The sequence below is a fragment of the Nodosilinea sp. AN01ver1 genome (assembly GCF_050565655.1).
Classification (GTDB): domain Bacteria; phylum Cyanobacteriota; class Cyanobacteriia; order Phormidesmidales; family Phormidesmidaceae; genus Nodosilinea.
Genome location: NZ_JBNXVS010000001.1, coordinates 346,829 through 370,147, shown reverse-complemented (window position 1 = coordinate 370,147; position 23,319 = coordinate 346,829). Strand labels below are relative to the sequence as shown.

General features: G+C 57.5%; 24 protein-coding genes. 5 read left to right on the top strand and 19 right to left on the bottom strand.

Annotation, left to right across the window (positions count from 1 at the left end; all coding sequences use genetic code 11):
* Positions 1-11: 11 nt before the first annotated feature.
* The 8 genes from ACQ4N7_RS01870 to ACQ4N7_RS01835 all read right to left on the bottom strand — a co-directional run bounded on the left by ACQ4N7_RS01870 (position 12) and on the right by ACQ4N7_RS01835 (position 8,938).
* Entirely contained in the window at positions 12-1,145 is a 1,134-nt protein-coding gene (locus ACQ4N7_RS01870) for a glycosyltransferase family 4 protein (protein WP_430709917.1), read from the bottom strand.
* 7 nt (positions 1,146-1,152) lie between these two features.
* Positions 1,153-1,941: an SH3 domain-containing protein gene (locus ACQ4N7_RS01865; RefSeq protein WP_430709916.1), complete on the bottom strand. Its 789-nt coding sequence runs from the start codon at positions 1,939-1,941 to the stop codon at positions 1,153-1,155.
* Between the two features lie 172 nt (positions 1,942-2,113).
* Complete coding sequence (pdeM, locus tag ACQ4N7_RS01860) at positions 2,114-2,785, bottom strand: ligase-associated DNA damage response endonuclease PdeM (protein WP_430709915.1); 672 nt, start codon at positions 2,783-2,785, stop codon at positions 2,114-2,116.
* A 222-nt stretch (positions 2,786-3,007) separates the two neighbouring features.
* Positions 3,008-4,333, bottom strand: coding sequence for a glucose-6-phosphate dehydrogenase assembly protein OpcA (opcA, locus tag ACQ4N7_RS01855; protein WP_430710062.1), 1,326 nt, complete (start codon positions 4,331-4,333; stop codon positions 3,008-3,010).
* Between the two features lie 73 nt (positions 4,334-4,406).
* Positions 4,407-5,936 carry a glucose-6-phosphate dehydrogenase gene (gene zwf / locus ACQ4N7_RS01850; RefSeq protein ID WP_430709914.1) on the bottom strand — a complete coding sequence of 510 codons (1,530 nt, stop codon included), beginning with the start codon at positions 5,934-5,936 and terminating at the stop codon, positions 4,407-4,409.
* 305 nt (positions 5,937-6,241) lie between these two features.
* Positions 6,242-7,297 carry a class 1 fructose-bisphosphatase gene (gene fbp / locus ACQ4N7_RS01845; protein WP_430709913.1) on the bottom strand — a complete coding sequence of 352 codons (1,056 nt, stop codon included), beginning with the start codon at positions 7,295-7,297 and terminating at the stop codon, positions 6,242-6,244.
* A 421-nt stretch (positions 7,298-7,718) separates the two neighbouring features.
* On the bottom strand, positions 7,719-8,612 hold the full coding sequence (locus ACQ4N7_RS01840; protein WP_430709912.1) for an alpha/beta fold hydrolase: 894 nt from the start codon (positions 8,610-8,612) through the stop codon (positions 7,719-7,721).
* Between the two features lie 92 nt (positions 8,613-8,704).
* Entirely contained in the window at positions 8,705-8,938 is a 234-nt protein-coding gene (locus ACQ4N7_RS01835) for a hypothetical protein (protein ID WP_430709911.1), read from the bottom strand.
* A 267-nt stretch (positions 8,939-9,205) separates the two neighbouring features.
* On the opposite strand from ACQ4N7_RS01835, the gene ACQ4N7_RS01830 reads away from it, so the two are divergent.
* Positions 9,206-9,574, top strand: a complete 369-nt coding sequence (locus ACQ4N7_RS01830) for a DUF1823 family protein (RefSeq protein WP_430709910.1) — start codon at positions 9,206-9,208, stop codon at positions 9,572-9,574.
* A gap of 297 nt (positions 9,575-9,871) precedes the next feature.
* On the opposite strand, the gene ACQ4N7_RS01825 is transcribed toward ACQ4N7_RS01830, so the two are convergent.
* The gene (locus tag ACQ4N7_RS01825) at positions 9,872-10,249 is read right to left on the bottom strand and encodes a single-stranded DNA-binding protein (protein WP_430709909.1); all 378 of its coding nucleotides are present in this window, start codon (positions 10,247-10,249) and stop codon (positions 9,872-9,874) included.
* A 225-nt stretch (positions 10,250-10,474) separates the two neighbouring features.
* On the opposite strand from ACQ4N7_RS01825, the gene menA reads away from it, so the two are divergent.
* The 3 genes from menA to ACQ4N7_RS01810 all read left to right on the top strand — a co-directional run bounded on the left by menA (position 10,475) and on the right by ACQ4N7_RS01810 (position 13,887).
* Positions 10,475-11,389, top strand: coding sequence for a 2-carboxy-1,4-naphthoquinone phytyltransferase (gene menA, locus ACQ4N7_RS01820; RefSeq protein WP_430709908.1), 915 nt, complete (start codon positions 10,475-10,477; stop codon positions 11,387-11,389).
* A 120-nt stretch (positions 11,390-11,509) separates the two neighbouring features.
* Positions 11,510-12,490, top strand: a complete 981-nt coding sequence (locus ACQ4N7_RS01815) for an o-succinylbenzoate synthase (RefSeq protein WP_430709907.1) — start codon at positions 11,510-11,512, stop codon at positions 12,488-12,490.
* On the top strand, positions 12,472-13,887 hold the full coding sequence (locus ACQ4N7_RS01810; RefSeq protein WP_430709906.1) for an AMP-binding protein: 1,416 nt from the start codon (positions 12,472-12,474) through the stop codon (positions 13,885-13,887). The genes ACQ4N7_RS01815 and ACQ4N7_RS01810 overlap by 19 nt, the downstream gene beginning before the upstream one ends.
* Positions 13,888-13,895: 8 nt before the next feature.
* Here ACQ4N7_RS01810 and ACQ4N7_RS01805 read toward each other — a convergent pair whose 3' ends face one another.
* The 7 genes from ACQ4N7_RS01805 to ACQ4N7_RS01775 form a co-directional block, all read right to left on the bottom strand.
* The gene (locus ACQ4N7_RS01805; protein WP_430709905.1) at positions 13,896-14,351 is read right to left on the bottom strand and encodes a hypothetical protein; all 456 of its coding nucleotides are present in this window, start codon (positions 14,349-14,351) and stop codon (positions 13,896-13,898) included.
* 8 nt (positions 14,352-14,359) lie between these two features.
* Positions 14,360-15,736, bottom strand: coding sequence for an FAD-binding oxidoreductase (locus tag ACQ4N7_RS01800; protein ID WP_430709904.1), 1,377 nt, complete (start codon positions 15,734-15,736; stop codon positions 14,360-14,362).
* 56 nt (positions 15,737-15,792) lie between these two features.
* Entirely contained in the window at positions 15,793-16,923 is a 1,131-nt protein-coding gene (locus ACQ4N7_RS01795; RefSeq protein ID WP_430709903.1) for an NAD(P)/FAD-dependent oxidoreductase, read from the bottom strand.
* 97 nt (positions 16,924-17,020) lie between these two features.
* On the bottom strand, positions 17,021-17,464 hold the full coding sequence (gene psbQ, locus ACQ4N7_RS01790; RefSeq protein WP_430709902.1) for a photosystem II protein PsbQ: 444 nt from the start codon (positions 17,462-17,464) through the stop codon (positions 17,021-17,023).
* 202 nt (positions 17,465-17,666) lie between these two features.
* Positions 17,667-17,927 carry a type II toxin-antitoxin system RelE family toxin gene (locus ACQ4N7_RS01785; RefSeq protein ID WP_430709901.1) on the bottom strand — a complete coding sequence of 87 codons (261 nt, stop codon included), beginning with the start codon at positions 17,925-17,927 and terminating at the stop codon, positions 17,667-17,669.
* Positions 17,914-18,111, bottom strand: a complete 198-nt coding sequence (locus ACQ4N7_RS01780; RefSeq protein WP_430709900.1) for a hypothetical protein — start codon at positions 18,109-18,111, stop codon at positions 17,914-17,916. Before ACQ4N7_RS01780 ends, ACQ4N7_RS01785 begins: the two co-directional genes overlap by 14 nt.
* A 72-nt stretch (positions 18,112-18,183) precedes the next feature.
* Positions 18,184-20,493, bottom strand: a complete 2,310-nt coding sequence (locus tag ACQ4N7_RS01775) for an NACHT domain-containing protein (protein WP_430709899.1) — start codon at positions 20,491-20,493, stop codon at positions 18,184-18,186.
* 155 nt (positions 20,494-20,648) lie between these two features.
* Between ACQ4N7_RS01775 and ACQ4N7_RS01770 the strand changes: the two genes are divergently transcribed.
* On the top strand, positions 20,649-20,861 hold the full coding sequence (locus ACQ4N7_RS01770) for a hypothetical protein (protein ID WP_430709898.1): 213 nt from the start codon (positions 20,649-20,651) through the stop codon (positions 20,859-20,861).
* A gap of 122 nt (positions 20,862-20,983) precedes the next feature.
* Here ACQ4N7_RS01770 and folP read toward each other — a convergent pair whose 3' ends face one another.
* From folP to ACQ4N7_RS01755, 3 genes are all read right to left on the bottom strand, one after another.
* Positions 20,984-21,856, bottom strand: a complete 873-nt coding sequence (gene folP / locus ACQ4N7_RS01765; RefSeq protein ID WP_430709897.1) for a dihydropteroate synthase — start codon at positions 21,854-21,856, stop codon at positions 20,984-20,986.
* Positions 21,857-21,929: 73 nt separating this feature from the next.
* Positions 21,930-22,652, bottom strand: coding sequence for an amino acid ABC transporter ATP-binding protein (locus ACQ4N7_RS01760; protein WP_430709896.1), 723 nt, complete (start codon positions 22,650-22,652; stop codon positions 21,930-21,932).
* Positions 22,645-23,304, bottom strand: coding sequence for an amino acid ABC transporter permease (locus ACQ4N7_RS01755; protein ID WP_430709895.1), 660 nt, complete (start codon positions 23,302-23,304; stop codon positions 22,645-22,647). The genes ACQ4N7_RS01760 and ACQ4N7_RS01755 overlap by 8 nt, the downstream gene beginning before the upstream one ends.
* Between the last annotated feature and the right edge of the window lie 15 nt (positions 23,305-23,319).

Below are 23,319 nucleotides of genomic sequence, written 5' to 3'. Positions count from 1 at the left end.
CAACACCGACACTACTCTAATTCATCGCCCTGCTCAAATTTCAGCCACTTCTGTAGCAAATAGGCGGCTATTTCCTGCTGAAACCGAGCTTCTGAGAATGTTTCGGCCTGATTACGAATGGTTTCGGCCTCAAACTGGCGACGGTGCCCGTCAAAGTACTGCACCGCCTGCACCAGATGATCAACGGTTTGCTGCTTAAACAGCACCCCGGTTTTACCATCGATCACCGTTTCGGCGCAGCCCCCTTTGCCATAGGCAATCACAGGTGCCCCCGCCGCCTGGGCCTCGACCACGGTAATGCCAAAATCCTCCTCGGCTGGAAACACAAACCCCCGACAGCGTTCCATATGATCAGACACCACAGCGTCGGGCGGGTTCCGCAAAAAGGTAATGTTTTGCTGAGCTGTTTTTTGCAGCGAGGCCAGGGCGGGGCCGTCGCCGATTACGACCAGGGGCAGCCCCAAACGGTTAAAGGCTTCGACGGTCAGGTCTACTCGCTTGTAGGGCACGCAGCGCGACACCGTCAGGTAAAAGTCTTCGCGGGGCTGCTGCCAGCGAAAGCGATCGATCGCCACTGGCGGATAGATCACCGTGGCCGGGCGACGGTAGGTTTTCCAAATTCGGCGGGCGACGTAGCGAGAATTGGCCACAAAACAGTCAACCCGGTGGGCGGCGGCTAAATCCCACAGCCGCAGGTAGTGCAAGATCATTCGGGTCAGGGCGCTTTTGGCCCCGCTGGTCAGGCCCGCCTGCTGAAGATACTGCTGCTGCAAGTCCCAGGCGTAGCGAATGGGGGTGTGCACATAGCTGACATGCAGCTGGTGGGGCCGGGTCAGCACCCCCTTGGCCACGGCGTGGTTGCTGGAGATCACCAGGTCGTAGGGGGAGAGGTCAAACTGCTCGATCGCCAGGGGCATCAGCGGCAGGTATTGGCGAAAATGCCGCCGCGCCCAGGGCAGGTTTTGCACAAAAGAAGTCTGCACCCTTGTGCCGGGAGGAATCAGCGAAACCGCCTCGGGTTGTAGAAACTCGACCAGGCTAAACACGTCGGCCTGGGGGCACACCCGCAGCAGCTGCTCAACCACCTTTTCTGACCCGGCGCGGCTGACCAGCCACTCGTGCACCACCGCTGTAGAGGTCGGCAACTGATACCTATTCACAGGTGGCGCTACCCTCAATACCGGCGTAGCTCAGGTTCACTTGCGAGCCGCTGCGCGGGGTGCCCCCAGACAGATCGACCAGCGTTACCGGATAGCTGCGATCGCTGGTGGGCGGGCTGGTGCTGCCCTGGTAGAGCGGCTGCCCCTGGTTGCTGCTGCCCTGGCGACTGAGCGCAGCGTCGAAGGTGTTGTTGGTTTCCATATTTACAAACCGCACCAGGTGAAAGCCGTTGCCGTCGTAGAAGGCGGTGACGGTCATGCCTTCCATCAGGCCTTCGCAGGTGCTGCTGGTGTCAGCCCGCTGCGACAGCGGCGTGGCTCGCCCTTCGGTGTTGATAAAGTCGCCGCGAATCCAGCCTTCGGCTCCCGATTTTTCAAACTTGACGAAGTACCAGGTGCCGTCGCTGGCCTGGGCCGATCGCAGCAGCTGCACCGGGTCGCCCACCAGACCATAGCCCCTGGCGTCGGAGTTGGTGGTGGGCTGCGATCGCAAATTGATCTGGGCCTCGGGCTGGGCCGCAATCAGCTGCGCCGCCTGGGGCGGGTTTACGGCTTCCCCGGTGCCACCAACCCCCGGCTCGGGCGGGTTTGGCGCTGGGGCAGGGGTCGATGCTGTATCAGATGGCGACTCAGGAGTCGGTTCAGTCGCATCGCCCGCTGGCTGCTCATCAGTGACGGGGGGAACCTCCACCACCGAATCGTTGCGGTCTCTACAGCCGATCGCAGTCAGACTCAGCACGCCGCACAGCGCCAGTGCCATCCATCCGTTGCCCCGTACCATGACGATCTCCCCAAAATTCAGAGATCTAGCATAACGCTCGGTATCGGGGGACTCTGCATTTTGAAGTGGAGATTTTAGATTGTCACACCGACCCCCCTCACCCCCATCCTCCCACGCTACCCCCCTTCGACTCCGCTCAGGGACCGTCACCCCCATCCACCCGCCTACTCACCTACTTCCCAAACCCCACCACAGCCCCCTCTGCAACCACGTAGGCGACCTCTCCCCGCGCCAGGGCAATTTCATAGCCGCCCGTAAACTCGCCAAACGCAGGTAGCGTCAGACGATGCTGCGGAGACTGCCAGTGAAAACAGGGCAATCGCAGGCGATCGCAGCCCATGTTTAGCCGCAGACAGGGGTGAATGTGGCCGCAAATATTCAGGCTATTTTCCCTTACCTCAGGCTCGTGGCTGAGTAAAATGCCCTCCACATCCACGGCTTCAACGAAGCACTCCACCGACAGCTGGCTGAGGATGTCTTGCAGACGGCGATCGTGGTTGCCGAGAATGAGGTGGGCAACCACCTGGGTCCGGTGCAAAAACTTCAGCCAGGCATCGATCACCTCATCGGCCATACCGTCACGCCCGTGGAACAGATCGCCCAAGATCCAGAGATGCTCGGGCTGGTATTGAGTACACAGCCCCTCTAGCCGCTGCAGCGTAGCCTGGTTAATCTGACTCGACACCGGCAGCCCGTAGTGCTGAAATGTCTCCGCCTTGCCCAGGTGTACGTCTGACACCAGCAGCGCCCTGAGCGCGTCGATGTAGACCGCCCGCTCAGGCAGCAGCTGTAGCTGAATCGAACCAGCGGTAAGGGTCTCTGTGGCCGTCGTTGAAGGCACCATTCACAGCATTTCTCGGAGGACTGTTTGCCACTGTAAGGGATTTAGCGAGCCGCTGCCCTAAAGTGCAACGCCGTTTTTTGTTTGCGGCTGGGATTGGGCGATCGCCTGACACAAAATCCGACTCACATAACCCGGATTACCGAAAGGCCAAACCGTAGGGGCGCATGGCGTGCGCCCAGAGGTACCGGAGGTTTCTCTAGCGGCATTAACCAGTCCAGATGCCTAAAGCAGGTTCATAATCTTGGCGACCATGGCCAGGCTCTCTTCGTAGAGAATGTCTTCGCCCCAGCGCTGCAGCTGCTGCCCGAGCATAAAGTCGGCCTTTTGGTCAGACAAAGCCGTCACCTGCTCCACCTGGCAGGCCTGGGCTCCGCCTCCGGCTTCCATGCGCATGCATCCAGTCGTTTCAGAACAGAGAATAGTGCAGCAGTTGGCATTCTTGTCGGTGGAGAGCACCCGTAGCCCGGTCAGGTCGCCAACCACCTCACCCAGGTCAGCCACCGGAATACCGGCTATCTCCGATTCAATGGCCAAGCCATTGGGGCCCTTAAAGTGGATTTTCTTGATGTTATAAATACCCCCTTCTTCTACGTAATCGACAGGTTCCCATCCCAGACGGCTGGCAAACCAGCCCAAATACAGCAGGGCCTGGGCGGCATTGCCCTGCTCGTAGTCAATGCTAATGCGGTCTACGTCCAGCAGCGATTCGCGCCGCTCCGGGGGGTCAAAGGCAGCGGCGGTCAGCTCTTGCCAGGGGGCTAGACGGTGCCAGTTGAGGTCGGCAATGTAGGTGCCTGACTCAATTAAATCCTGCATTTTTTGCAGCTCGGCCTCAGCATCGCTAAAGTAGCTGGAATCTACAATGATGCAGTTGCTCGATTTAGCCAAATTTTGGAAAATGAGCTGTTCAGGGCTTGGGGTTGCCTTCCACCAGACAAACTTAGGCAGCTCAGGCAGAGTCAACGAGGCAATCAAATCGCTAACCCGCCCCAGGGCAGCCTTGGTCCCCCGCAAATTGATGTATTCACAGCACACCAGGTTACCCGACCCTTTTTTCTGCACCGGGCAGTACACCGAAACCTGGGCCTTTACGCCAGTGTCTTCGCCAAAGGTGGGGCAAAGGCTGATAATGCGGCACGGGTTGTGGGCCGAAATCGACTCACTGAGGCTAAACCCGCGCTGGTCTAGGTTGGGGTAAAGCTTTTGGTCTTCAGAAAGCTGAGCGTATTCCTGGCGTAGACGAGCCAGAGTAGGCGGGTCTACGCGGCCCGTGACGCGCAGATCGTAGGCAATTTGAGCCTGACGAATGGCCTCGCGGGTCTGGGCTCCATGGTTGCTGTCAATAAAGCCGCTGTAGAAGCCCAGGGCAGCCAAAATCTGCTGCACTTCCTCTGGCTCGTAAATCACCATGGTGAAGGTGGTGGCGCGAGTGGCCGTGGGGGCCGTCGACCCCGAATCTTGCTGACGCCAGATGCTGTGTAGCTCTGACTCAATCTCATCGAGGGAGATATCCTTGGGCTTTTGTAGGGCAACGATAGGCGTAGTAATCATGGTGAGGTGAAATTAGGGGATTAAGACTTGAGACATGAGGCTCGGCTGGGGCGATCGCAATCTGAAAAATCTACAGCCGTCGCCAGCGCCGCCCGTCTTTATTCAGCAAAAACTCGGCCTCGACCGGCCCCCAGGTACCCGCCTCGTACATCGGAATCGCCTTAGGATCGGCTGGGGCATCCCAGGCTTCAAGCAGAGGCGTTAGCAGCCGCCACGAGGCCTCAACCTCGTCCCCGCGGGTAAACAGGGTTTGGTCAGCCAGCATGCAGTCAACGATTAAACGGGCGTAGGCATCGGTGTTGGCCTGGCCAAAGGCCGCATCGTAGCGAAAGTCCATATCGACCGATCGCGTCCTGAGCGAGTTACCCGGCGTTTTCACCTCAAAGCGCATCGAAATGCCCTCGTCAGGCTGAATCCGCAGGGCCAGCACGTTGTGGTTCATCTGCTGCGCCGCCGACTGAAACATCAGGTGGGGCACCTCTTTAAAGTGAATCGAAATCTCGCTCACCTTCTTGGGCATGCGCTTGCCGGTGCGCATGTAGAAGGGCACCCCCTTCCAGCGCCAGTTGTCGATCTCAAGCTTGATGGCGCTAAAGGTCTGCACCGTCGATTCGGGGTTGGCTCCTTCCTCTTCGCGGTAGCCCGGTACCGACTGGCCCTTCATCCAGCCGCCCGAATACTGCCCGCGCACCGCCGCCTGGCTAATGTCGTCAATGTCGCTGAGGCGAGTGGCCTGGAGTACCTTGGTCTTTTCGTTGCGAATGCTGTCGGCATCGAGGGAGTTGGGGGCCTCCATTGCCGTGAGGCAAAACAGCTGCATCAGATGGTTTTGCACCATGTCGCGCAGCGCCCCAGCAGTCTCGTAATAGCCCGCGCGGCCCTCCAGGCCCACGGTTTCGGCTACGGTAATCTGCACGTGGTCGACAAACTGCCGATTCCACAGGGGCTCAAAGATGGCGTTGGCAAACCGAAACACCATCAGGTTCTGAACCGTTTCTTTACCCAGATAATGGTCGATGCGGTAGATCTGCCGCTCCTTGCAGACATCCTGCACCACTCGGTTCAGCACTCGCGCCGAGGAAAGATCTTTGCCAAAGGGCTTTTCAATAATCAGCCGCTGCTTGTCGGGGTCTGCGAGCATGCCCGCTGCCCCTAGCTGCTGGGTGGCTTCGCCAAAAAAGCGCGGCGCGACCGACAGGTAAAACACCCGGTTGCCCTGGGTGCCCCGCGTTTGGTCAAGCTCGGCCAAAAAGGCCTTCAGCGACTGATAAAAGTCAGGGTTATCAATGTCGCCAGGGCAGTAGAACAGGCCACGGGCAAAGTCTTGCCAGATGGCCTCGAAGCCCAGCCCATTGCCAAACTCTTCTACCCCCTCCCGCAGATGCTCGCGAAAGAACTCGTGGCTCCACTCGCGCCGGGCCACACCCACAATAGTCAGCTCGGGGGGCAGCCGTCGCTCGCGCCGCATCTGATAAATGGCAGGCACAATTTTGCGCTGGGTAAGGTCGCCTGAGGCCCCAAAAATAACTAGAATCTGCGGCTCAGGAATGCGGTCTTGTTGAAGACCGACGCGCAGGGGATTTTCGAGCAGGGAAACCATAAGCGTGCGGGGTAAAAGGCAGGGGGTTAAGAGCTAAAACCAAACGCTGAGCTTGAGTTACGGAGCACCGCTAGGGCACCTTAAGCCGCGCCATGACTCTTTACAGGGAATAGAAAACAGGTAACAGAAACCGCCATCCATATTGACAGCAGATTTTACAAATCTAGTCAGACTACAGACCGTCTTAACTAACCAATCCTAAAAGGGTATTGAAAGTAACGAGTCAGGCGATCGACAGTAAATTTGATTACGTTTCAAGCTTGGAGCAAAAAGCTTAAGCCAGGTTTAACAGATCACCACTGGATCTAAGTGCTCAGCAGCGTGCTTTGGCGGCGGCTGTGGTCTTGAATGAACGACTCGACCAGGGCGACATCGTCGGTGCTGCCGACAATAAAGGGAGTGCGCTGGTGAATCTCGCCGGGCATCACATCCATGATGTCTTCGTGGCCGGTGCTGGCCCGTCCGCCCGCCTGCTCAATTAAAAAGGCTAGAGGTGCCGTTTCGTAGAGCAGCCGCAGTTTGCCCTCGGGCTTTTTAGTTGTGCCAGGGTAGAGAAACACGCCGCCCTGGGTCAAAATGCGGTGAAAGTCGGCCACCAGCGCTCCGGTGTAGCGGGCCGAGTAGCCGTCGTGGCGATGGACGTAGCGGGTAAAATCGCGAATGGCATCTTCCCACTGCCAGAAGTTGCCCTCGTTAACGCTGTAGGTAGGGCCGTGGGCTGGCACCCGAATGTCTTCGGTAGCCAGAATAAACTCGCCCAGGCTGGGGTCGAGCACAAAGGCGTGAACGCCGCGACCAATGGAGTATACAAGCACCGTGCTGGGGCCGTAGAGAATGTAGCCTGCCGCTAGCTGCTGATGGCCGTCCTGAAGCAGGTCTGCGCCGGTATGGTCGAGGTCATCGCCCTGCTGTCGCCGAATAGAGAAGATCGAGCCCACGTTGAGGTTGATGTCAACGTTGGAGGAGCCGTCAATGGGGTCGTAAAGCAGGGTATAGCGCCCAATGGGGCAGTTTTCAGGGATATAGTAGGGTTTGTCCATCTCTTCTGAAGCCAGGCGGCAGACCAGACCGCTCTGCTTGAATACGGAGATGAAAACATCGTTGGCGTAGATGTCCATTTTCTTGACGGCTTCACCCTGGACGTTGGTTTCGCCGGTAAAGCCCAGGGCCGACTCCATCAGCCCGGCGCGGCTGAGGTGGCGGGCAATTAGCTTGCCGGCCAGGGCAATGCGGTTCATCAGGGCGCTGAGGTCCTGGGCCTCGGGGCCAAAGCTGTGCAGCTGTTCGAGGACGTGGCGAGAAAGGGTTTTGCAGTCGCGATCGAGGGCAAAGCCAGAATCGGCGGGTTGGTAGTCGGCCATCGTAGGGGTCCTTTGTTGGGGTCAGGGTAGCGGCGGCCAGAGGGCGACAGTTCTTAGGTTGCGTCTGTGGGTTGCGTTTGTAATCTGTCTTTATGGTAAGAAGGTCGGCAGAGTTTGATGGCAACCTTTAGAGACACTTTAGAAATGAGGGACGGCTGAGAGCGCTGAGAGCGAGCTGAGGCGAGGGGTTAGGTGGGGCGCTAGAAGCGATCGCCCGATCTCTGATACCGAATCCGCCTTGGCACACTCCAGTGGCTGGGCAAACACCGTTTGCTCCTGCGTGAACCCCCTGTTGTGGGGTTGAGGCCTGCGGCAGCAGAAAGCGCGATCGCCACGCCACCGGCAAATCAGCGACCCTGCTGGTCAATGGTGAAGACAACTGGCGCAGAGCCAGCAGCTTTAATTGCGCGATCGCAGCAGCTCAAGCAGCCTCAGCCTCAGCCAACCACCCCAGCACTAGCGGATTGACCAGCTCTGGGGCTTCATCTTGAGGGCAGTGGCCCACGCCCGCCAGTTCTTCCATCGCTTTCACCGCCGGAAAGTCAGCCAGGGTGCGACCCAGAGCCACCGGTTCCCAGGGGTCATCCTGCCCCCAGATAATCCACACTGGGCAATGGACCTGGGGCAACAAATCTTCGGGTAGCGGCCCCTGGGAGTAGCGCACAAAGGCCAGAAATACGTCGGCGGCCCCGGTGGTGAGCGCGGGGGCTAGGATAGCTTCGACCAGCTCGTCGGTAATGGCTTCGGGGCGACAGTAGGCCTGGCCCAGCAGGTTGCGAATCACCTGGCGCTGGGCAATGCGGGAGAAGAAAAAGCGGCCCACTGGCGCGTAGCCCAGCAGATTTTGCACGATCGGGGTGCTGAGGCGCTGGTGCCAGGGAATCTCGCGGCGGCGACGCTCGTGCAGCAGCCGAATGGAGCAGTTGAGCATGACCACACCCTTGACCCACTCAGAGCCGTCTACGGCGGCCTGTAGGGCAACAATGCAGCCAATGGAGTTGGCCACCAGGTAGGCAGGCTGACCAACGACCTCGCGGCAGAAGTCGAGAATTTGCTGGCCCCAGGTCTCGAAGGTGTAGGGCAGGGGCCGGTTGGGGGCGGGCTTGTCGGAGAGGCCAAAGCCCAGCAGGTCGATCGCATAGGCCTGATACTGCTCGCCGTAGACCGGCAAATTTTTGCGCCAGTGATCGCTGGACGCGCCAAAACCGTGAATACAGAGCACCGGAGTACCCGTGGTACCGACTTGCTGGTAGCGAATGGACAGCCCCTGCCACGACCAGGTTTTGACAGCGGGGGCGGCTAGAACGGTAGACACGGGCGTTGCCTCTCAGACGACTCTGGCTTACTTTACACTCCTTAACCCTAGCGAAAAGGGTGGGTTTCAGCCAGCGCCATGTTGAGAGATAGCTACGAGCGGGCAGACTCGTTGATAACCGCGATCGCCCACAGGCAGCCCAGCAGCGCTAGCGATCGCGCCAAAACCTGCTCTAGAAAAAACGCGATCGCCCCAGCGACCACGGGTACATCAAGCACCAGGGCGGCCAGGTAAGCAATGGTGCAGCCCGCTAGCCCCAGCAAGAAGTACTTGATAAGAGTAAAGGTGATGCCGAGCAAGTGATTATGGCGGTGAGGGCGTCGCATAGTGAGTTCTCCAGGCTGACAGCATGACCATCGACAAAAACGCAGTTTCCACTCCCCATAGTTTCTAAAGATTAGGTGTGTTTTGCGGCCGCAGTGTGACGGGAAAGTGAACTGGATACGCGGGTCAGGGCTAGATAACAGGCGCTGGCGATCGCAGTTCTAAAGACATCCCAGACGCAGAAAGGTATTCAAAATTGCCCAGCCAAACTTTAGAATGGGCCTGGGTTAGCTCAACTCAGTGACAGCTCGCCAGGTGGATAACTCGCCATGCCTCCGTTAACCGACGATAACCTCTGGGCCATTCTCAACGACGAACTGGGGGATGATGCGGTGAATCGGCTAGTGTGGGATGGCCTGGGCTACCGGGAAACCCCGACTGGATGGGATATTTCAGCGGTAGATGCTGCCTGGGCTGAGAAGTACCCCGAACCGCCCAACTTCATCGAAAGTCGCCCGGCCACGGTGCAGCTGACGCGATCGATTCCGCCGGAATACAAGCAGTTGTTGAAGGAAGAACTGGGCTTTAAAGGCTATACCGTCGATCAGCTCATTCCCCGGCTAACGCGGCGAGCCACGATGGTGAGCTGGCTGCTCAGCTACCGCAAGCAACGAGCTACCGAGGGCTTTTCCGCGTAGGTGAGGTGATGCCGATTTTCGTGCAGCCTTCGGGGATTCAACCCTTGGCTTCGACTCCGCTCGGCTTCGACTCCGCTCAGCCTCCGGTTCCGCTCGGCCTCCGGTTGCTCACCCCAGGACCTGTTAAGAACTGAATCGTTGAAAAATTAGAAAAGGATGCGGAAAAATCCGCATCCCCGCTCTCAACCCACGGCGCTCTCTCCGTGGATACTTGCTCTGCTGCTGTCTTCGGCACCGGGCAGCCTGTGAAGAGGAGGCCCAACCCCGTGCCGGGACTCAGCAGAATAGTTGAAATTGCTAGAACTCCTGCACAGCCTTCGGTTCTTCGACCCTGGGCGATGTGTCCAGGAAGATATCGGTGGCTTTGAGCTGTAGCCCGGCCCGCGCCTGGGAGTCAGCCTTGCTGATGTAGGGAGAGGCGTCGATCGCGCCGCTGGCAATAATCAGCGAGCCTTTCTTGATGTGGGTAAGCTTGCGCCAGGCGGGGGAGCCTTCCCAAACGCTGATGTTGACGGTAAAGCTGTCGTTGTCTTTGCGGCTGGGAATGCGATCGACGTAGATGGTCAGCTCAGCAACCTGGGTATTGCCCCCGGCCTTGCGCTCGACATGGCGAACTTCAGGGTCGGCGGCCACGTTGCCGGACAGGGTACACAAATTTAATCCGCGGCTAGACATAGCGAGAGTTTCCTTAGGGTAGATGCACTAGACCCTGCTCAGCGCGGCAGATGTCCGTGGCTTTAATATGCACAAGCTTTATTAATAATTCGCTATGGAAAATCACGTAACTTTTTAGACTTGTGTCTACGTATTTGTAGCGATGCGACCAAATTTAGGCGTAAAAATTGGTCGCAATCATCGTCCGGCTAGGCGATATGCTAGGCCTGGAGTAATTGCAGTGCCATGACCACTCAATCGATAGACCCCGCTGCCCGTAAGCTCTGGCTGGCAGCTATAAAGCCCCCTATGTATAGCGTTGCCATTATGCCAATGGTGGTGGGTAGCGCGATCGCTTACGCCGAAACAGGCCAGTTCAACAGCGGTATTTTTGCGCTGTTTATGCTGGCGGCGGTGCTTATTTTGGCCTGGGAAAACCTCAGTAATGATGTGTTTGACTCAGACACCGGCATTGATGTTAACAAAGCGCATTCTGTTGTCAATCTGACCCGCAATCGGCGGCTGGTGTTTACGCTGGCTAATCTTTGTTTGGGGCTGGGCATTGCGGGAATTTTGGCGATCGCCCTGATTCAGCAAGACCCCACCGTGCTGGTGCTGATTCTGCTCTGCTGCGGTCTGGGCTACCTCTACCAGGGGCCACCCTTTCGCCTGGGCTACCAGGGGTTGGGTGAGGTGCTGTGCTTTTTTAGCTTTGGCCCGCTGGCGATGGGGGCGGCCTACTACAGTCAAACCCAGGGTTGGTCGTGGGCCAGTCAGCTGGCGGGGATCATCGTGGGGCTGACCACAACGCTGGTGCTGTTTTGCTCCCACTTTCACCAGGTAGAAGATGACCTGGCGGCGGGCAAGCGATCGCCCATCGTGCGCCTGGGCACCAAGCGGGGGGCAGCGCTGATTCCCTGGACCTGCGGGGTGGTGTTTGCAATCGCCATGCTGGCCTTAATTACCGGGGTCTTTCCCCTCTGGACGGCACTGGTCTTTGCCAGTCTGTCTTCGGCCTGGCGACTGAGCCGCCACGTCACCCGCTTTCACGATCAGCCTGCGAGGGTTTTTAACGCCAAGTTTTTTGCCATTGGCTTTCACTTTTGGAGCGGGGTGCTGTTGAGCCTGGGCTTTTGGCTGAGCACATGGGTGGGTGTTTGATGTGGGCCTGGAGGTAGCCAATTTTGGATTTTGGACTTGTAGTGAGCTGGTCGAACTATTGGCGATTTTGGCTAGGGCTCTTGGACTGCTGATGAAATCCTTGATCTTTAGCGCAGGGTGATGGGGATTGAGCTAGGGGTTCGGCCCTACCAGCGGCGGTTTGTGTCGCCTTTGCAGACCGCTCATGGGCTGTGGAGTTGGCGAGAGGGGCTGCTGGTGCGGCTGCGGGACAGTCTTGGCCGGGTAAGCTACGGCGAGATTGCCCCTATTCCCTGGTTTGGTAGCGAGTCGCTGGAGGAGGCGCTGCAGTTTTGCATAGCTCAGAACGGGGAGTGGCGGGGCGAGACTATACCTGAGCGGCTGTCGGCGACTCAGTTTGGGCTGGGGTGCGCGCTGGCTGAGCTAGCTGAGGCGGGGTGTCTAACGGGAAAAGAACCGGCGATTGTAGATGTCTGCGGCCTGCTGCCCGCTGGTGAAGCAGCGTTGGATTTGGCCTCTCAGCGGTTAGCCCAGGGGCACCGCACATTAAAGTGGAAGATCGCTGTGCAGGCGATCGCTGACGAAATTCGCTGGTTAGATCAGTTGGTGAAAGCCCTTCCCCCCGACGCTCACCTGCGGCTGGATGCCAATGGGGGGCTGAGTCTAGCCCAGGCCGAGCAATGGCTAATGGCCTGCGATCGCATCAATACAGACCCTCAAACAGCTGCGATCGAACACCTGGAGCAGCCGCTGCCGTCTGATCAACTACTGGCGATGCAGGATTTGGGCAGGCGTTATCAAACCGCGATCGCCCTGGATGAGTCGGTCGCTACCTTGGCTCAGCTAGAAAAATGCCGGGCTCAGGGCTGGCGGGGGGTAGTTGTGGTCAAGCCTGCGATCGCGGGTTCGCCCCAGCGGCTGCAAGCCTTCTGCCAGACCTATCGGCCCCGGCTGGTGTTTTCCTCTGCCTTTGAAACCGGGGTGGGGCGACGGGCGGCCCTAGCCGTCGCATCGCGCTGTTCCTCGGCATGCTCTGCGGCGCTGGGCTTTGGCACCCAGGGCTGGTTTACCGACGATTGGGACACCCTTACCCCCGCTGAGCTATGGGACAGACTCCAATAAAACCGACACTGAAGGAGGTGTTGCGCGATCGCTGGGGCGACGACTGGCTGATTGGTCCTAGTAGCAAGGGCTTCTGGCATCGGTTAGAACACCTAACGCCCGTTTTTGCGGCCTATCACGAGTCCTTTTCTGGCGCTGGCGTTTTGATTGCCGAGGCTGACCCGCTGCAATTCTTAGCCGCCTGCCTTGCCGCCTGGTCAGAAAGCTGCGTTGTCGTTTTGGCAAATCCTCGCTGGGGTCAGCAGGAGCGGCAGCAGGTCACAGAGTTGGTAGCTCCTGACTGGAATGCACCGCTTGCGCCGGGGCTAAGAGCCTATCCCTGCCAGACGTTCGGCACAGCACCAGGGCAAATTCTAATTCCGACAGGTGGCTCATCGGGGCAAATTAAGTTTGCGGTACACACCTGGAAGACCCTGTTGACCTCAGTAGAAGGCTTTTGCGCTCATTTTGAGGTTGATCAGGTCAATGCTTACTGCGTGCTGCCGCTGTTTCATGTCAGCGGGCTCATGCAGGTGCTGCGGGTACTGGCGTCGGGGGGATCCCTGGTGCTGCAACCCTACAGGGATCTTAAGGCGGGGGTACGGTTGCCCCTGCCAGGCGGCGGGTTTCTCTCGCTGGTGCCGACGCAGCTTCAGGATTTGCTGGGCCTGGGAGATGAATTTATTCTCTGGTTGCGGAGTTTTCGGGCGGTGCTGCTGGGGGGTGCGCCTGCGGGGCGATCGCTGCTCGACGGTGCCCAGACGGCCCAAATTCCGGTTGCCCTCACCTACGGCATGACCGAGACCGCTGCCCAGGTCGCCACCCTGCTGCCAGAGGAATTTTTGGCTGGGCACCGCAGCAGCGGCAGATCGCTGCCCCATGCCAGCATCACAATTCTTAGCGACCAGGGACAGCCTCAGTCACCGGAGCAGCCGGGGCAGGTGGTGATTCGAGCCAGTTCTCTAGCTCAGGGGTATTTGGGCGGCGGCAGCGAAATGGTGGTGGGCAGTGCCCACCCTACGGGGGTGAAGCCATTTGCTACCGATGACATTGGCTATTTCGACAATTTGGGATATCTGCACATCGTCGGGCGCAGCAGCACCAAGATCATCACGGGTGGCGAGAATATCTTTCCTGAAGACGTTGAGGCGGCGCTGCTGACCGTTGATGGCGTGAGGGATGTTTGCGTAGTGGGGCTGCCCTGCGATCGCTGGGGTCAGCAGCTTTGCGCCCTGGTGGTGATGGCCTCTCCGGCGCGACTGCAAGATCTGCCAGAGTTGCTGAATCCGCTGGTGGCGGCCTACAAACGGCCCAAGCGATGGATTCTCGTTGGCACTCTGCCCAGAACGCCCCAGGGTAAGCTGAGCCGTCCCCAGGCTCTAGTGCTGGCCCAGCAGATTCTGGGGACAGAGCCTTGAAACTGCAACTACTTGACGGATTTGACCCAGCCCTGGCGCTGAGCGGTCTCCAGCACGACGGCGGCAGCGGTGAAGATGAGCAGACTTTCGGCGATCGCCACCGTAAAGGGCCAGCCCCGCAGGCTGATCGCCGCCGCCACATTCACCAGGGCCAGCCCCCGCACCAGGCTAAAGGCCAGCACCACCCCCGCCTTGAGCTGAGAATTCTCGTCCTGGCGCACGGCGTAGCGATAGGTGATGCCAAACAGGCCGCCAGAGAGGCCCGCGATCGCCGCGCTGACCCAAAACGTGCTGCCGCTCAGGCCTGAAGCGACTGACGCTAAAGCGGCTCCCCACCCCAGGGATGGCACGCGATGGGCCAACAGCAGTGAAGCCGCTACTACCCCAGCGGCAGTTCCGGCGAGAATTGCCCCCTTTAGCGATTCAACGCGGTCTTCATCAGTAAACGGACGTTCAATGGCCACGATAGTCTCTAGCTCGATATCGATAGGGCTTCCATTCGCTCTAGCCAGCCGCGCATTTTGCCGGGGTTGAGCAGCCCGTGGGGGTCTACCTCCGCTTTGAATGCCACCTGCACCGCGTCCACCTTTTTCATGCCGCCGTCTTCGAGCAGGTGGGTGTGGGGGTTGGCGATCAGTGCGCCATTGGCTTCGTGGTAACGAATGATTTCGCCCAGCCGCTCGGGGGTCGAGTAGCGCACAATTTGCAGCGCCGCCGGAATCGTGTTGCCGCCCATGCGCAGGTACTCCAGGTGCATGATTACCTCGTCGCCAAAGTGCTCGTAGAAGTGCTGCACCCGCTCCAGCTTGGGGTCGTAGGGGAACAGGGTTTGCAGGTAGGTGAGCGATGGATCTACGCTGCGGGCATGGAGAGTAGTGTGGTTCCAGGTAAACTCGGCCAGGGGCGCACCTTTGCTGGCCTCCTGGGCTGATTTGTTGTAAGTGATGGTGCCGCCAAACTCCTTCACCAGCTCACCAAACAATTCTAAAGAAGGCTCAGCCACCATCAGCAGGGCGGCGGCCTGGCCCTCGGGCAGGTAGGGTTTCAGCGACGCAAAATAGCTGGGGATCGGCCAGGCATGAATGCTGATCAGCTTTTTGATCAGCCCGTCGGCGTCGCCCAGGGCCTGCCCAAAGCGGGCGGCGGTCATAAAGTCAGCAAAGGTCACAATCAGCTCCGCCCAGGGGTAGGCGGGGCCGAGGGGAATTTCTAGCTCGGTGATAATGCCGTTGGTGCCGTAGGCGTGGTTGACTTTCTGAACCTCATCGCCCCGCAGCTCAATCACGCGGGGATTGTCTTCAAAGGTAACGACCCGCACGGCATTGAGGTTGCCGCGATCGCGCAGCTGCCCGTAGGTAATCGAGCCAATGCCACCGCTGCCGCCGCCGATGAACCCACCAATGGTCGCCGTGCGATAGGTCGATGGGTACATCCGCAGTTCCCAACCAGTTTCGCGGGTGACTTTGTCAATCGCCGCCAGCTTGGCCCCCGGTTCCACCCAGGCCACCCCCGGCGCGACTCGCTTCACGGCGTTCATCTTGCTCAAATCGAGCACCACGCCGCCCTCTAGCGGAATACACTGGCCGTAGTTGCCGGTGCCCGCCCCCCGCACAGTGACGGGCACGCGGGCCTCCACACACACCTTCGCCACCGCCAGCACCTCTTCCTCGCTGGTGGGGCGCACGACTACATCGGCAACCAGGTGCCCCAGCTGCCCTTGCAGAATGGGGCTGAAGTAGTAGTAATCCTTGGAAAGCTTTTCGCGCTGGTTGGGGTCGCGGATGGTTTCGATAGGGCCAAAGGCTTGGGCCAGGGCATCCCAGTCAGTGGTGGAAGAGGCCAGGGTCATCGGTCGCCGGGGAGAGATTACCCCTGCTAGTGTAAAACGCTCTACGGCAAAGCGCTCTAGTGGCGATCGCGCTCATCCCCCATTAACTTATCCCGAACCGCCAGCGCCGTCGCCGGGGCCAGCAAAACCCCGTTGCGGTAGTGGCCGGTGGCCAGCCAAATATTGCGGTAGCCCGTCAGGGGCTGAATCACCGGAGCCGCCTGACCTTGGGGCCGAGGCCGCAGGCCAAACCAACGATCGGTAACCTTGCCTGCGGCCAGGGCCGGACAGTAGGCGATCGCGCCCGCCCGCACCTCCTCCAACCGCTCGGCCTCAGGCCGCATCGCCAGCGCCTCTTCCACAGAGGTTTCGGGCGGAAACTCAACTGTGGCCCCCACCCAGTAGTCGCCGTTGCCCAAAGGCACCAGATGAATGTCGTGGCCGTTGACCACGGGCTGAAAGTCGGGCTTGCCCAGCGGGGAATTCAGGTGAATTCGCAGGGCCTGACCCAGCACGGGACCAACGGCGGTCGGTTGAGCGAGGGTTTGAGTCAGCGGCAGGGTGCCCAGGCCCGCCGAGATCACGATCGCATCGGCGGCAATGGTTTGAGAAGCCGTGTGAACGGCGGTACAAACAGCGCCTTCCTCACCGGATTCATTAGTCTCAAACCCGACCACGGGCTGGTCGAAGTGAAACTCAACCCCGTTTGCTACGGCTCCAGCCACCAGCGCTCGGGTTAAATCCTTAGGGTTAATCTGAAAATCTTCAGGCGAGAAGATACCGGCGGCGACTCCATCGGTGCTGAGGTGGGGGCTGCGATCGCGCACCTGCTCCGGCTCCCACAGCTCTAGCCGGTATCCCTGGCCGTGGCGAATCTGCTGGAGCGATCGCCACCGGGGCAGTTCCTCCGCCTCAAAGCACAGGCTGAGAATGCCCTGGGTATTGCGCTGAATCGGTTGACCCGTCAGCGCTTCTAGCTCGGGAATTAACGTCTGATAGCGGTGCAGGCTCTGCTCTCGCAGTCGCCAGTTGCGGCCTTTCACCTTGTGGCTAATCACCGCCATCGCCACGCCAAGGGCGGCAGCCGTCGAACCCTGGCCCGAAGCCGCGCGATCGAGAACCGTCAGCTGAACCTCTGGGCAGAGGCTCAGCTCGTAGGCGATCGCGGCCCCCACCACGCCGCAGCCAATGATAGCGATTCGTTTCAAAGGTGGATGCTAGGAAAAGGTGTGCAGATCGCGCCCGGAACACGCATTCGAGAGCGTTGCGTCTCAAACATGACTCGACACGCTCGGGTTGAACCCTTTAGACCGTCGGCACCAGATTCAAGAACGAGTCGAAGTCATCTAGAGCGTTGCGATACTCCTGGCCAGCCGTTACCTGTTGCCCATTGGCAGCCGCTTCATCCAGCCGCTCCAGGTGAACGTATAGCTCTTTGGCTAGCGACTGGGCCTGGGGCTGATCCTTTTGTAGCAGCGTGGCTGCCAGACGATTCATCCGCGCCCGCAGTTCGCCCATCGGGCCGTGGATAAAGCTCTGCACGTTGACCCAGTCCTGGTTTTGAATGTAGCCCTCTAGCTCGGGGAAGCGATCGCGCAGGGAGACTACACCAGGGGTATATAGTTCTACCTGCTGCAAAATCTCGGGGGTGTAGGTGGTGGGTATTTTCGCTGACGGGCCACCACAGGCCACCAGGCAGGTCGCCACGATCGCCAGCAAAATTCCCAAAAGAGGTCTAAAGCGTCCCATAGTTAACCTTCTGCGCTCTCAACATTCGTCTGTATTCTACGCCTCTGCGGGGACGTATGAAGTGTCGGATACCGCCATCGGTGCATCTATGGCATGGTTCATGGTAGCTACACCGTGACCTTTGCATCCACATACAAGCTAAGACTCATAAAATTCAGTTTGGGAAAGCCTCTTTAAAATTACGCTATGCCCAGTAATGCTTTCATTGATAAGCCTCACGACGGTGCCTGATTCGGATTACCGTAACGGACTGTATATCATCGTCAATTTCGTAAATCACTCGATAGTCACCTACACGAATACGGTGAAGGTCGTCTTCACCGACCAGCTTTTTCATACCTGTAGGTCTTGGTTCGACCTTGAGCGCATTTATGGCCTTTTGTAGTCGAGTCTTGATCTCCAGGGGGAGCTTGCGAAACTCTTTGGCGGCAGATGCCTTGAACTGAATCTCATACTGCGCCATTGGTTGCGTTTTCCTGATCGAGTTCAGCTTCCAAGTCGCTCCAACTTACAGTGTCTTCTTCTGACCGGGAGCGAGCAACCAAAATATCGTAAAAGTCTTCCCACAGATCGCCCCATTCTTGCAGATCAAGGAGAACCGCTGTTTTTTCGCCGTCTTCATTGACTAAAAATTGAATTCCACGCATAACTTTTCTCTTTTGGTTATGATAGATGGTTTTTCAAATCCCAGGGCCTTGAAGAACCCTGGTTTTTTGTCGTTATAGGTTTGCTATCGCATCGGGGACTGGGTATTTTTCAATTTCGCTGAGGGGCAGCAACAGGGTATCTTCGATGTATTGCCGGGTAGCTTTAGCAACATAACAATCACTGTTGAGGCAATCGACCAGGACTTGGTTGGCATCGTAGTACTGGCGCAGCTTCCCTTTTTGAGTTTTAGTAAGTTGCCAGTTGTAGCCAATATTGCGGTACTCAATCATGATTTTTCTAAGCTTATCAGATGAGATAAAAGATTCATTCCTTAGTTTTTCGATTTCAAGATTTAGCTTGAAGTTACTTTCGTTCATTGATAAACTCACTGATTCATTGTTAAGATTATAAATTCGCTTAAGAATGCTATAAAGATCATGATCAAGCACACTAATATTTGGATTGGAGTTGAGAGCGCTAACCAGAGTATAGTCAAGAGCGAGGGCGTAGTCGAGAGTTCGAACACGGGAAAGATCAATATTAAGAGTGCGGTCGATAGAGCGAGCGAGTGTAAGATCAAATTTTTGATCGAAATTAAGGCCAAAATAAAAGGCTCGAATAGCAGTAGCTTTATAAGAAGCCTGTACAGCGGAGGTTTTTTGCTGTACCCAAGCTAAAACAGCTTGCAGTTTAGGTTCTTCTATAGAACTATCCACAATAAGCTGGTCAATTTGTCGCTTCAGCAGCAGCAGCAGTGTGTTGGCTTCAGGCAGCATACCCGCCGTGAGCAAAAAGATCTCGCGGTAGCGTTTTTGGGTAATGTGGGTTGTCAGATTTTGCAGTGCCTGGTTTAGCGACGCCGTAGGACTGATAATGTATTGGGCAGTAAAATATTCCTGAAACGTCAAATGGGAAAAGGAGTAAATGCCCTTAGCCCGTTCAACTAGTATCCCATGCTGAGCTTGGATGGATTTTAGCACCGCTTCGCTATCTAATTGCAGAACTTCATCATCGTCGCTAGCTCCAGGCAGGTTGCGAATGTAGCAAATGATGTGCTGCTCAGCGGTAGCTTGTCTGAAAAAATAATCGCCCCGCTCAAAGGTTTCAAAGGCAAGCTGGCTCAGCAAGTCTTCCTTGCGCTTGAGGGAGAGTTTTTTGTAGACCTGATCGCGCTCAATATTGCGCTTGCCGTCCCACTTCTTCAGCAGTACATCCAGTCCTTCTTTATAGAGTTCGGCGCGGTTCGCTGGAAAGTCTGCCGCTTCACCAAATATCAGACACAACAGCGTCAGCAGCAACGGGTTAGTTGCCAGTTCTTGAATAGGTTCGTTATCTTTCAACCGCTGGATAAAGATTGTAGCTTTTTGGGGATCGTGCTTGGCCGAGAACCACTTGGTTGCGAAATCTGCGATCTGCTTTTGGTCAAAGTCGGCCACCTCTACCTCAGTAAACTGCTCGAAAGTGTATTCTTGTGCAGCAATTCGGCAGGTGATTACGCACTGGCAGTCTCTAAACTGGTTGACAAATGTCTTAATGTCTTGTAGTACTCGGTCATGGTCAGTCGATTGAACTTCATCCAAGCCATCTAACAGCACCAACGCTTTTCCAGAGGTCAGGATAGTAGCAAGGGCATCAGCTTCTTTCACACCGCAGGATTGCCACTGGGTTTGCATATAAATCTGTAGCGTGGGCTTAACCGGAGCTTCAGCGTAGTCCTTTAGCGTTACAAATATAGGTACCCAATGGGGCTGAAATTTTCCCCGGTTACAAAGAATGGCCAGCCGTTTCATAAAAGTGGTTTTGCCTGCCCCTGGTTTACCCAAAATCATCAGTTGGCCATGTTCTTCAACCGCTTGCAAACCAGGAATTTTTGGATGGCGCACCCGACCTAGCAAAAAGCGATTAAAGTTATCTGGTTCAAAATTGTCAGTTTTAAAGTCCTTAAGAAATCGATCTGGATCTAGCCGCTGGTTGCCGGTGAGTTTTTCGAGAATATTGACATTGGTATAGATGTTGTCCAGGCCAATGGGCTGCTCCATATCTAGTACGCGCATGGTGCCGCAGCGGGCCTGGATGTCATCATGCACTTGGGCACGAACGGTTTTCACTAGGGCATCAATGTCTGTTTCGGGTTCTTTGACTTTGTCAGGAAGAGAGGCAGATTTTTGCCCAGCGATGTCTTCCCAATCTAAGTCTAAAGTTTTGCAAAAGGTGACAAAAAGCTTGTTGCTGACAGCTTTGCCAGAGCAAAACTTGATTGCTGGCTGGCGACTACAGCTACATTCCTTCATCAGGTCGTCTCGGCTCCAACCCCGTTCGGTCAGCGCCCGATTGATCTGCTGAATGCCGTTTGGAGTTGCAGTGAGCGATCGCCTTGCCATGCCGTTTTATCTCGCTTGACCACGATTTACCCAAGGGTAACGCAACTCATCCTCAACTCATCCTCAACTCAGCGTGACCGAATACCGTGCAGGGACTGAACTTTAGCGGTTTTTTGAAGACTATGGATTCATTAAACAAAAGCACGGAGTTCACCATGAAACCCGCTAAAACCCCGCCCACCTTCAACCTAATTTTCGCCACCGTTCTATCGCTTACCCTCGGCTCTGGCGGCGCGGCCCTACACCTGGCTAGCCAGCCCACCCTCAACGAGGCTCAAACCAAAGTGCTCAATAGCGCGATCGTCCTCTGGACCACCGGCACCACCACCCTCCTCGGCCTCCTCAGTACCAACAAACCCAATGATTAAACCTTATCCATCCACTGTTCCTCGGGGTCGTGGGTCTGGCAATCGGTGGGGGGCCGGATCTGGGGCTGCGGGGCTGACCCACGCTACGGCTTCACCCATCCACTCATCACCCATCCACCCGTCTACCCCCGCCAGATCGCATCCGCTACCCGGCACACATCATGCATCTCGGCCCCATCGTGGACGCGCAGAATATCCGCTCCGCCTGCGATCGCCGCGCAGCAGGTCGCAGCCGTACCCCACACCCGCTTTTGAGGGTCGGGCTGGTCGAGAATGTGACCGATAAAGCTCTTGCGGGAGGGGCCAACCAGCAGCGGGCGCTCCAGACCGCGAAAGCGGCTGAGCTGGCGCAGCAGCTCTAGGTTTTGGGCATAGGTTTTGGCAAAGCCCAGGCCGGGGTCAACGGCAATTTTGCTGGGTTTGACACCGACCGCGATCGCATCTTCGATCTGGTGGTGCAAAAAGTCGTAGATCTCGCCAATCAAATCGTGATAGTCGGTGTAGTTTTGCATGGTGGCGGGGGTGCCGCGCAGGTGCATGATCACGATGGGCACGCCCAGGTCGGCCACCGTCGAGAGCATGCCCTTGTCGTAGGTGCCAGCCGAGATGTCGTTCACAATGTCGGCCCCGGCTCGCACGGCCGCCCGCGCCACCGACGACCGGGTCGTATCCACCGAGATAATGGCCTGGGCCAAAATGTCGTCCTCGTCGGCCCGAATGGCGTTGATCACCGGAATCACCCGGCTGAGTTCTTCTTCGCGGGAGATCGACCCCGCCCCTGGCCGGGTTGACTGACCGCCAATATCGAGAATGTCGGTGCCGTGGTGCACCAGGTGGCGAGCCTGGGCCACCGCCCGCTCTAGCGTGTCAAACTGGCCGCCGTCGCTAAAGCTGTCGGGCGTCACATTCAGCACCCCCATCAGGTAGGTGCGGCTGCCCCAGTTCAAGGTGCGATCGCGAATTTTCCACGCAGGCGGCGCTGTCAGCACAGACATAGGGGTTGCCTCAGCTATAGTCTCTGCCTAGCTTAGACGAATTGCTTCAACCTCGCGCTAAAGCTGGTCAGACTTACAAAACCTTTTCCAAAAACTGCTGAGCGCGATCGCTCTTGGGGCTGCTAAAGAAGATGTCGGGCGGCGCGTCTTCCACTAGGTAGCCGCCGTCGAGAAACAGCACGCGATCGGCCACCTCGCGGGCAAAGCCCATTTCGTGGGTGACAATGCACATGGTAATGCCCGTTTCAACCAGCGCCTTCATCACCTCCAGCACCTCCTTCACCATTTCAGGGTCGAGGGCGCTAGTCGGTTCGTCAAACAGCATCACGGCGGGCTGCATGGCCAGAGCGCGGGCGATCGCCACCCGCTGCTTTTGACCGCCCGACAGCCGCGAGGGGTACTGGTTAGCCTTCTCAGAGAGGCCAATCTTTTCCAGCAAATCGAAGGCAATTTTGCTGGCGTCGGCCTTAGAGAGCCCCTTCACCTTCATGGGCGCGTAGGTCAGGTTGCCCATCACCGTTTTGTGCGGAAACAGGTTGAAGTGCTGAAACACCATGCCCACGTTCTGGCGCACTTTGAGAATGTCGCACTTGGGCGAGGTAATGTCGATATCGTCTACAAAGATGTGCCCGGCGGTGGGCACCTCCAGCAGGTTAATGCAGCGCAGCAGGGTCGATTTGCCCGACCCCGAGGGGCCGATAATGGCCACCACTTCGCCGGTATTGACCTGAGTCGAGATGTCCTTTAGCACCTCTAGCGGCCCAAACGATTTGACTAAATGCTCGATTCTAATCACTGCGGCGCATCCTCCGCTCAAGAACCTGGGCCGCCTGGGTCAGCCCCATCACCATGACGTAGTAAACCACCCCCACCACGATCAGCGGCTCAAAGTAGAGAAAGGTTTGCCCCGCCACTACCTGAGCCCGTCGCATCAGGTCTAGCACTCCGATGGTAGACACCAGCGCCGAGTCTTTGAGTAGCGCAATGGTTTCATTCACCAAAGCGGGCAGAATGTTTTTAAACGCCTGAGGCAGAATAATGTCGAGCATCATGGGTCGGTAGGCCACCCCCAGCGACATCGAGGCCTCCCGCTGCCCCTTATCCACCGCCATAATGCCCGCCCGAATCGTCTCCGAGCTGTAGGCCGCCGAGTTGAGCGAGAAGGTAAACACCCCCGCCTCGATCGGCGAAATTTTGTAGCCGATCAGCTGAGGGGTGGCAAAGTACACCAGCGCCAGCTGCAAAATCAGCGGCGTACCCCGAAAAATCGAGGTGTAGAACTCCGCAAACCACCGCAGCGGCTTGATGTTAGAGATCTTCAGCAGCGACAGCAGCGTGCCCAGGGTAAACCCCAGCAGCGCCGACAGAATCGTAAATCGGAGGGTAACTCCAATGCCCTCCAAGATGAAGCGCATGGAGGGGAGAATCTGGCCAAAGTCTAGGTTCATAGGGCTAGGTTCATC

What these genes read in the sequence shown, in the direction of transcription:
- ACQ4N7_RS01775 (WP_430709899.1), bottom strand. Translation starts at nt 20,493, where the DNA reads ATGGCAAGGCGATCGCTCACTGCAACTCCAAACGGCATTCAGCAGATC.
- ACQ4N7_RS01800 (WP_430709904.1), bottom strand. Translation starts at nt 15,736, where the DNA reads ATGACCCTGGCCTCTTCCACCACTGACTGGGATGCCCTGGCCCAAGCC.
- ACQ4N7_RS01780 (WP_430709900.1), bottom strand. Translation starts at nt 18,111, where the DNA reads ATGCGTGGAATTCAATTTTTAGTCAATGAAGACGGCGAAAAAACAGCG.
- psbQ (WP_430709902.1), bottom strand. Translation starts at nt 17,464, where the DNA reads ATGGGACGCTTTAGACCTCTTTTGGGAATTTTGCTGGCGATCGTGGCG.
- pdeM (WP_430709915.1), bottom strand. Translation starts at nt 2,785, where the DNA reads ATGGTGCCTTCAACGACGGCCACAGAGACCCTTACCGCTGGTTCGATT.
- ACQ4N7_RS01815 (WP_430709907.1), top strand. Translation starts at nt 11,510, where the DNA reads ATGGGGATTGAGCTAGGGGTTCGGCCCTACCAGCGGCGGTTTGTGTCG.
- zwf (WP_430709914.1), bottom strand. Translation starts at nt 5,936, where the DNA reads ATGGTTTCCCTGCTCGAAAATCCCCTGCGCGTCGGTCTTCAACAAGAC.
- ACQ4N7_RS01830 (WP_430709910.1), top strand. Translation starts at nt 9,206, where the DNA reads ATGCCTCCGTTAACCGACGATAACCTCTGGGCCATTCTCAACGACGAA.
- ACQ4N7_RS01835 (WP_430709911.1), bottom strand. Translation starts at nt 8,938, where the DNA reads ATGCGACGCCCTCACCGCCATAATCACTTGCTCGGCATCACCTTTACT.
- folP (WP_430709897.1), bottom strand. Translation starts at nt 21,856, where the DNA reads ATGTCTGTGCTGACAGCGCCGCCTGCGTGGAAAATTCGCGATCGCACC.
- ACQ4N7_RS01785 (WP_430709901.1), bottom strand. Translation starts at nt 17,927, where the DNA reads ATGGCGCAGTATGAGATTCAGTTCAAGGCATCTGCCGCCAAAGAGTTT.
- ACQ4N7_RS01810 (WP_430709906.1), top strand. Translation starts at nt 12,472, where the DNA reads ATGGGACAGACTCCAATAAAACCGACACTGAAGGAGGTGTTGCGCGAT.
- ACQ4N7_RS01825 (WP_430709909.1), bottom strand. Translation starts at nt 10,249, where the DNA reads ATGTCTAGCCGCGGATTAAATTTGTGTACCCTGTCCGGCAACGTGGCC.
- menA (WP_430709908.1), top strand. Translation starts at nt 10,475, where the DNA reads ATGACCACTCAATCGATAGACCCCGCTGCCCGTAAGCTCTGGCTGGCA.
- ACQ4N7_RS01770 (WP_430709898.1), top strand. Translation starts at nt 20,649, where the DNA reads ATGAAACCCGCTAAAACCCCGCCCACCTTCAACCTAATTTTCGCCACC.
- fbp (WP_430709913.1), bottom strand. Translation starts at nt 7,297, where the DNA reads ATGGCCGACTACCAACCCGCCGATTCTGGCTTTGCCCTCGATCGCGAC.
- ACQ4N7_RS01865 (WP_430709916.1), bottom strand. Translation starts at nt 1,941, where the DNA reads ATGGTACGGGGCAACGGATGGATGGCACTGGCGCTGTGCGGCGTGCTG.
- ACQ4N7_RS01755 (WP_430709895.1), bottom strand. Translation starts at nt 23,304, where the DNA reads ATGAACCTAGACTTTGGCCAGATTCTCCCCTCCATGCGCTTCATCTTG.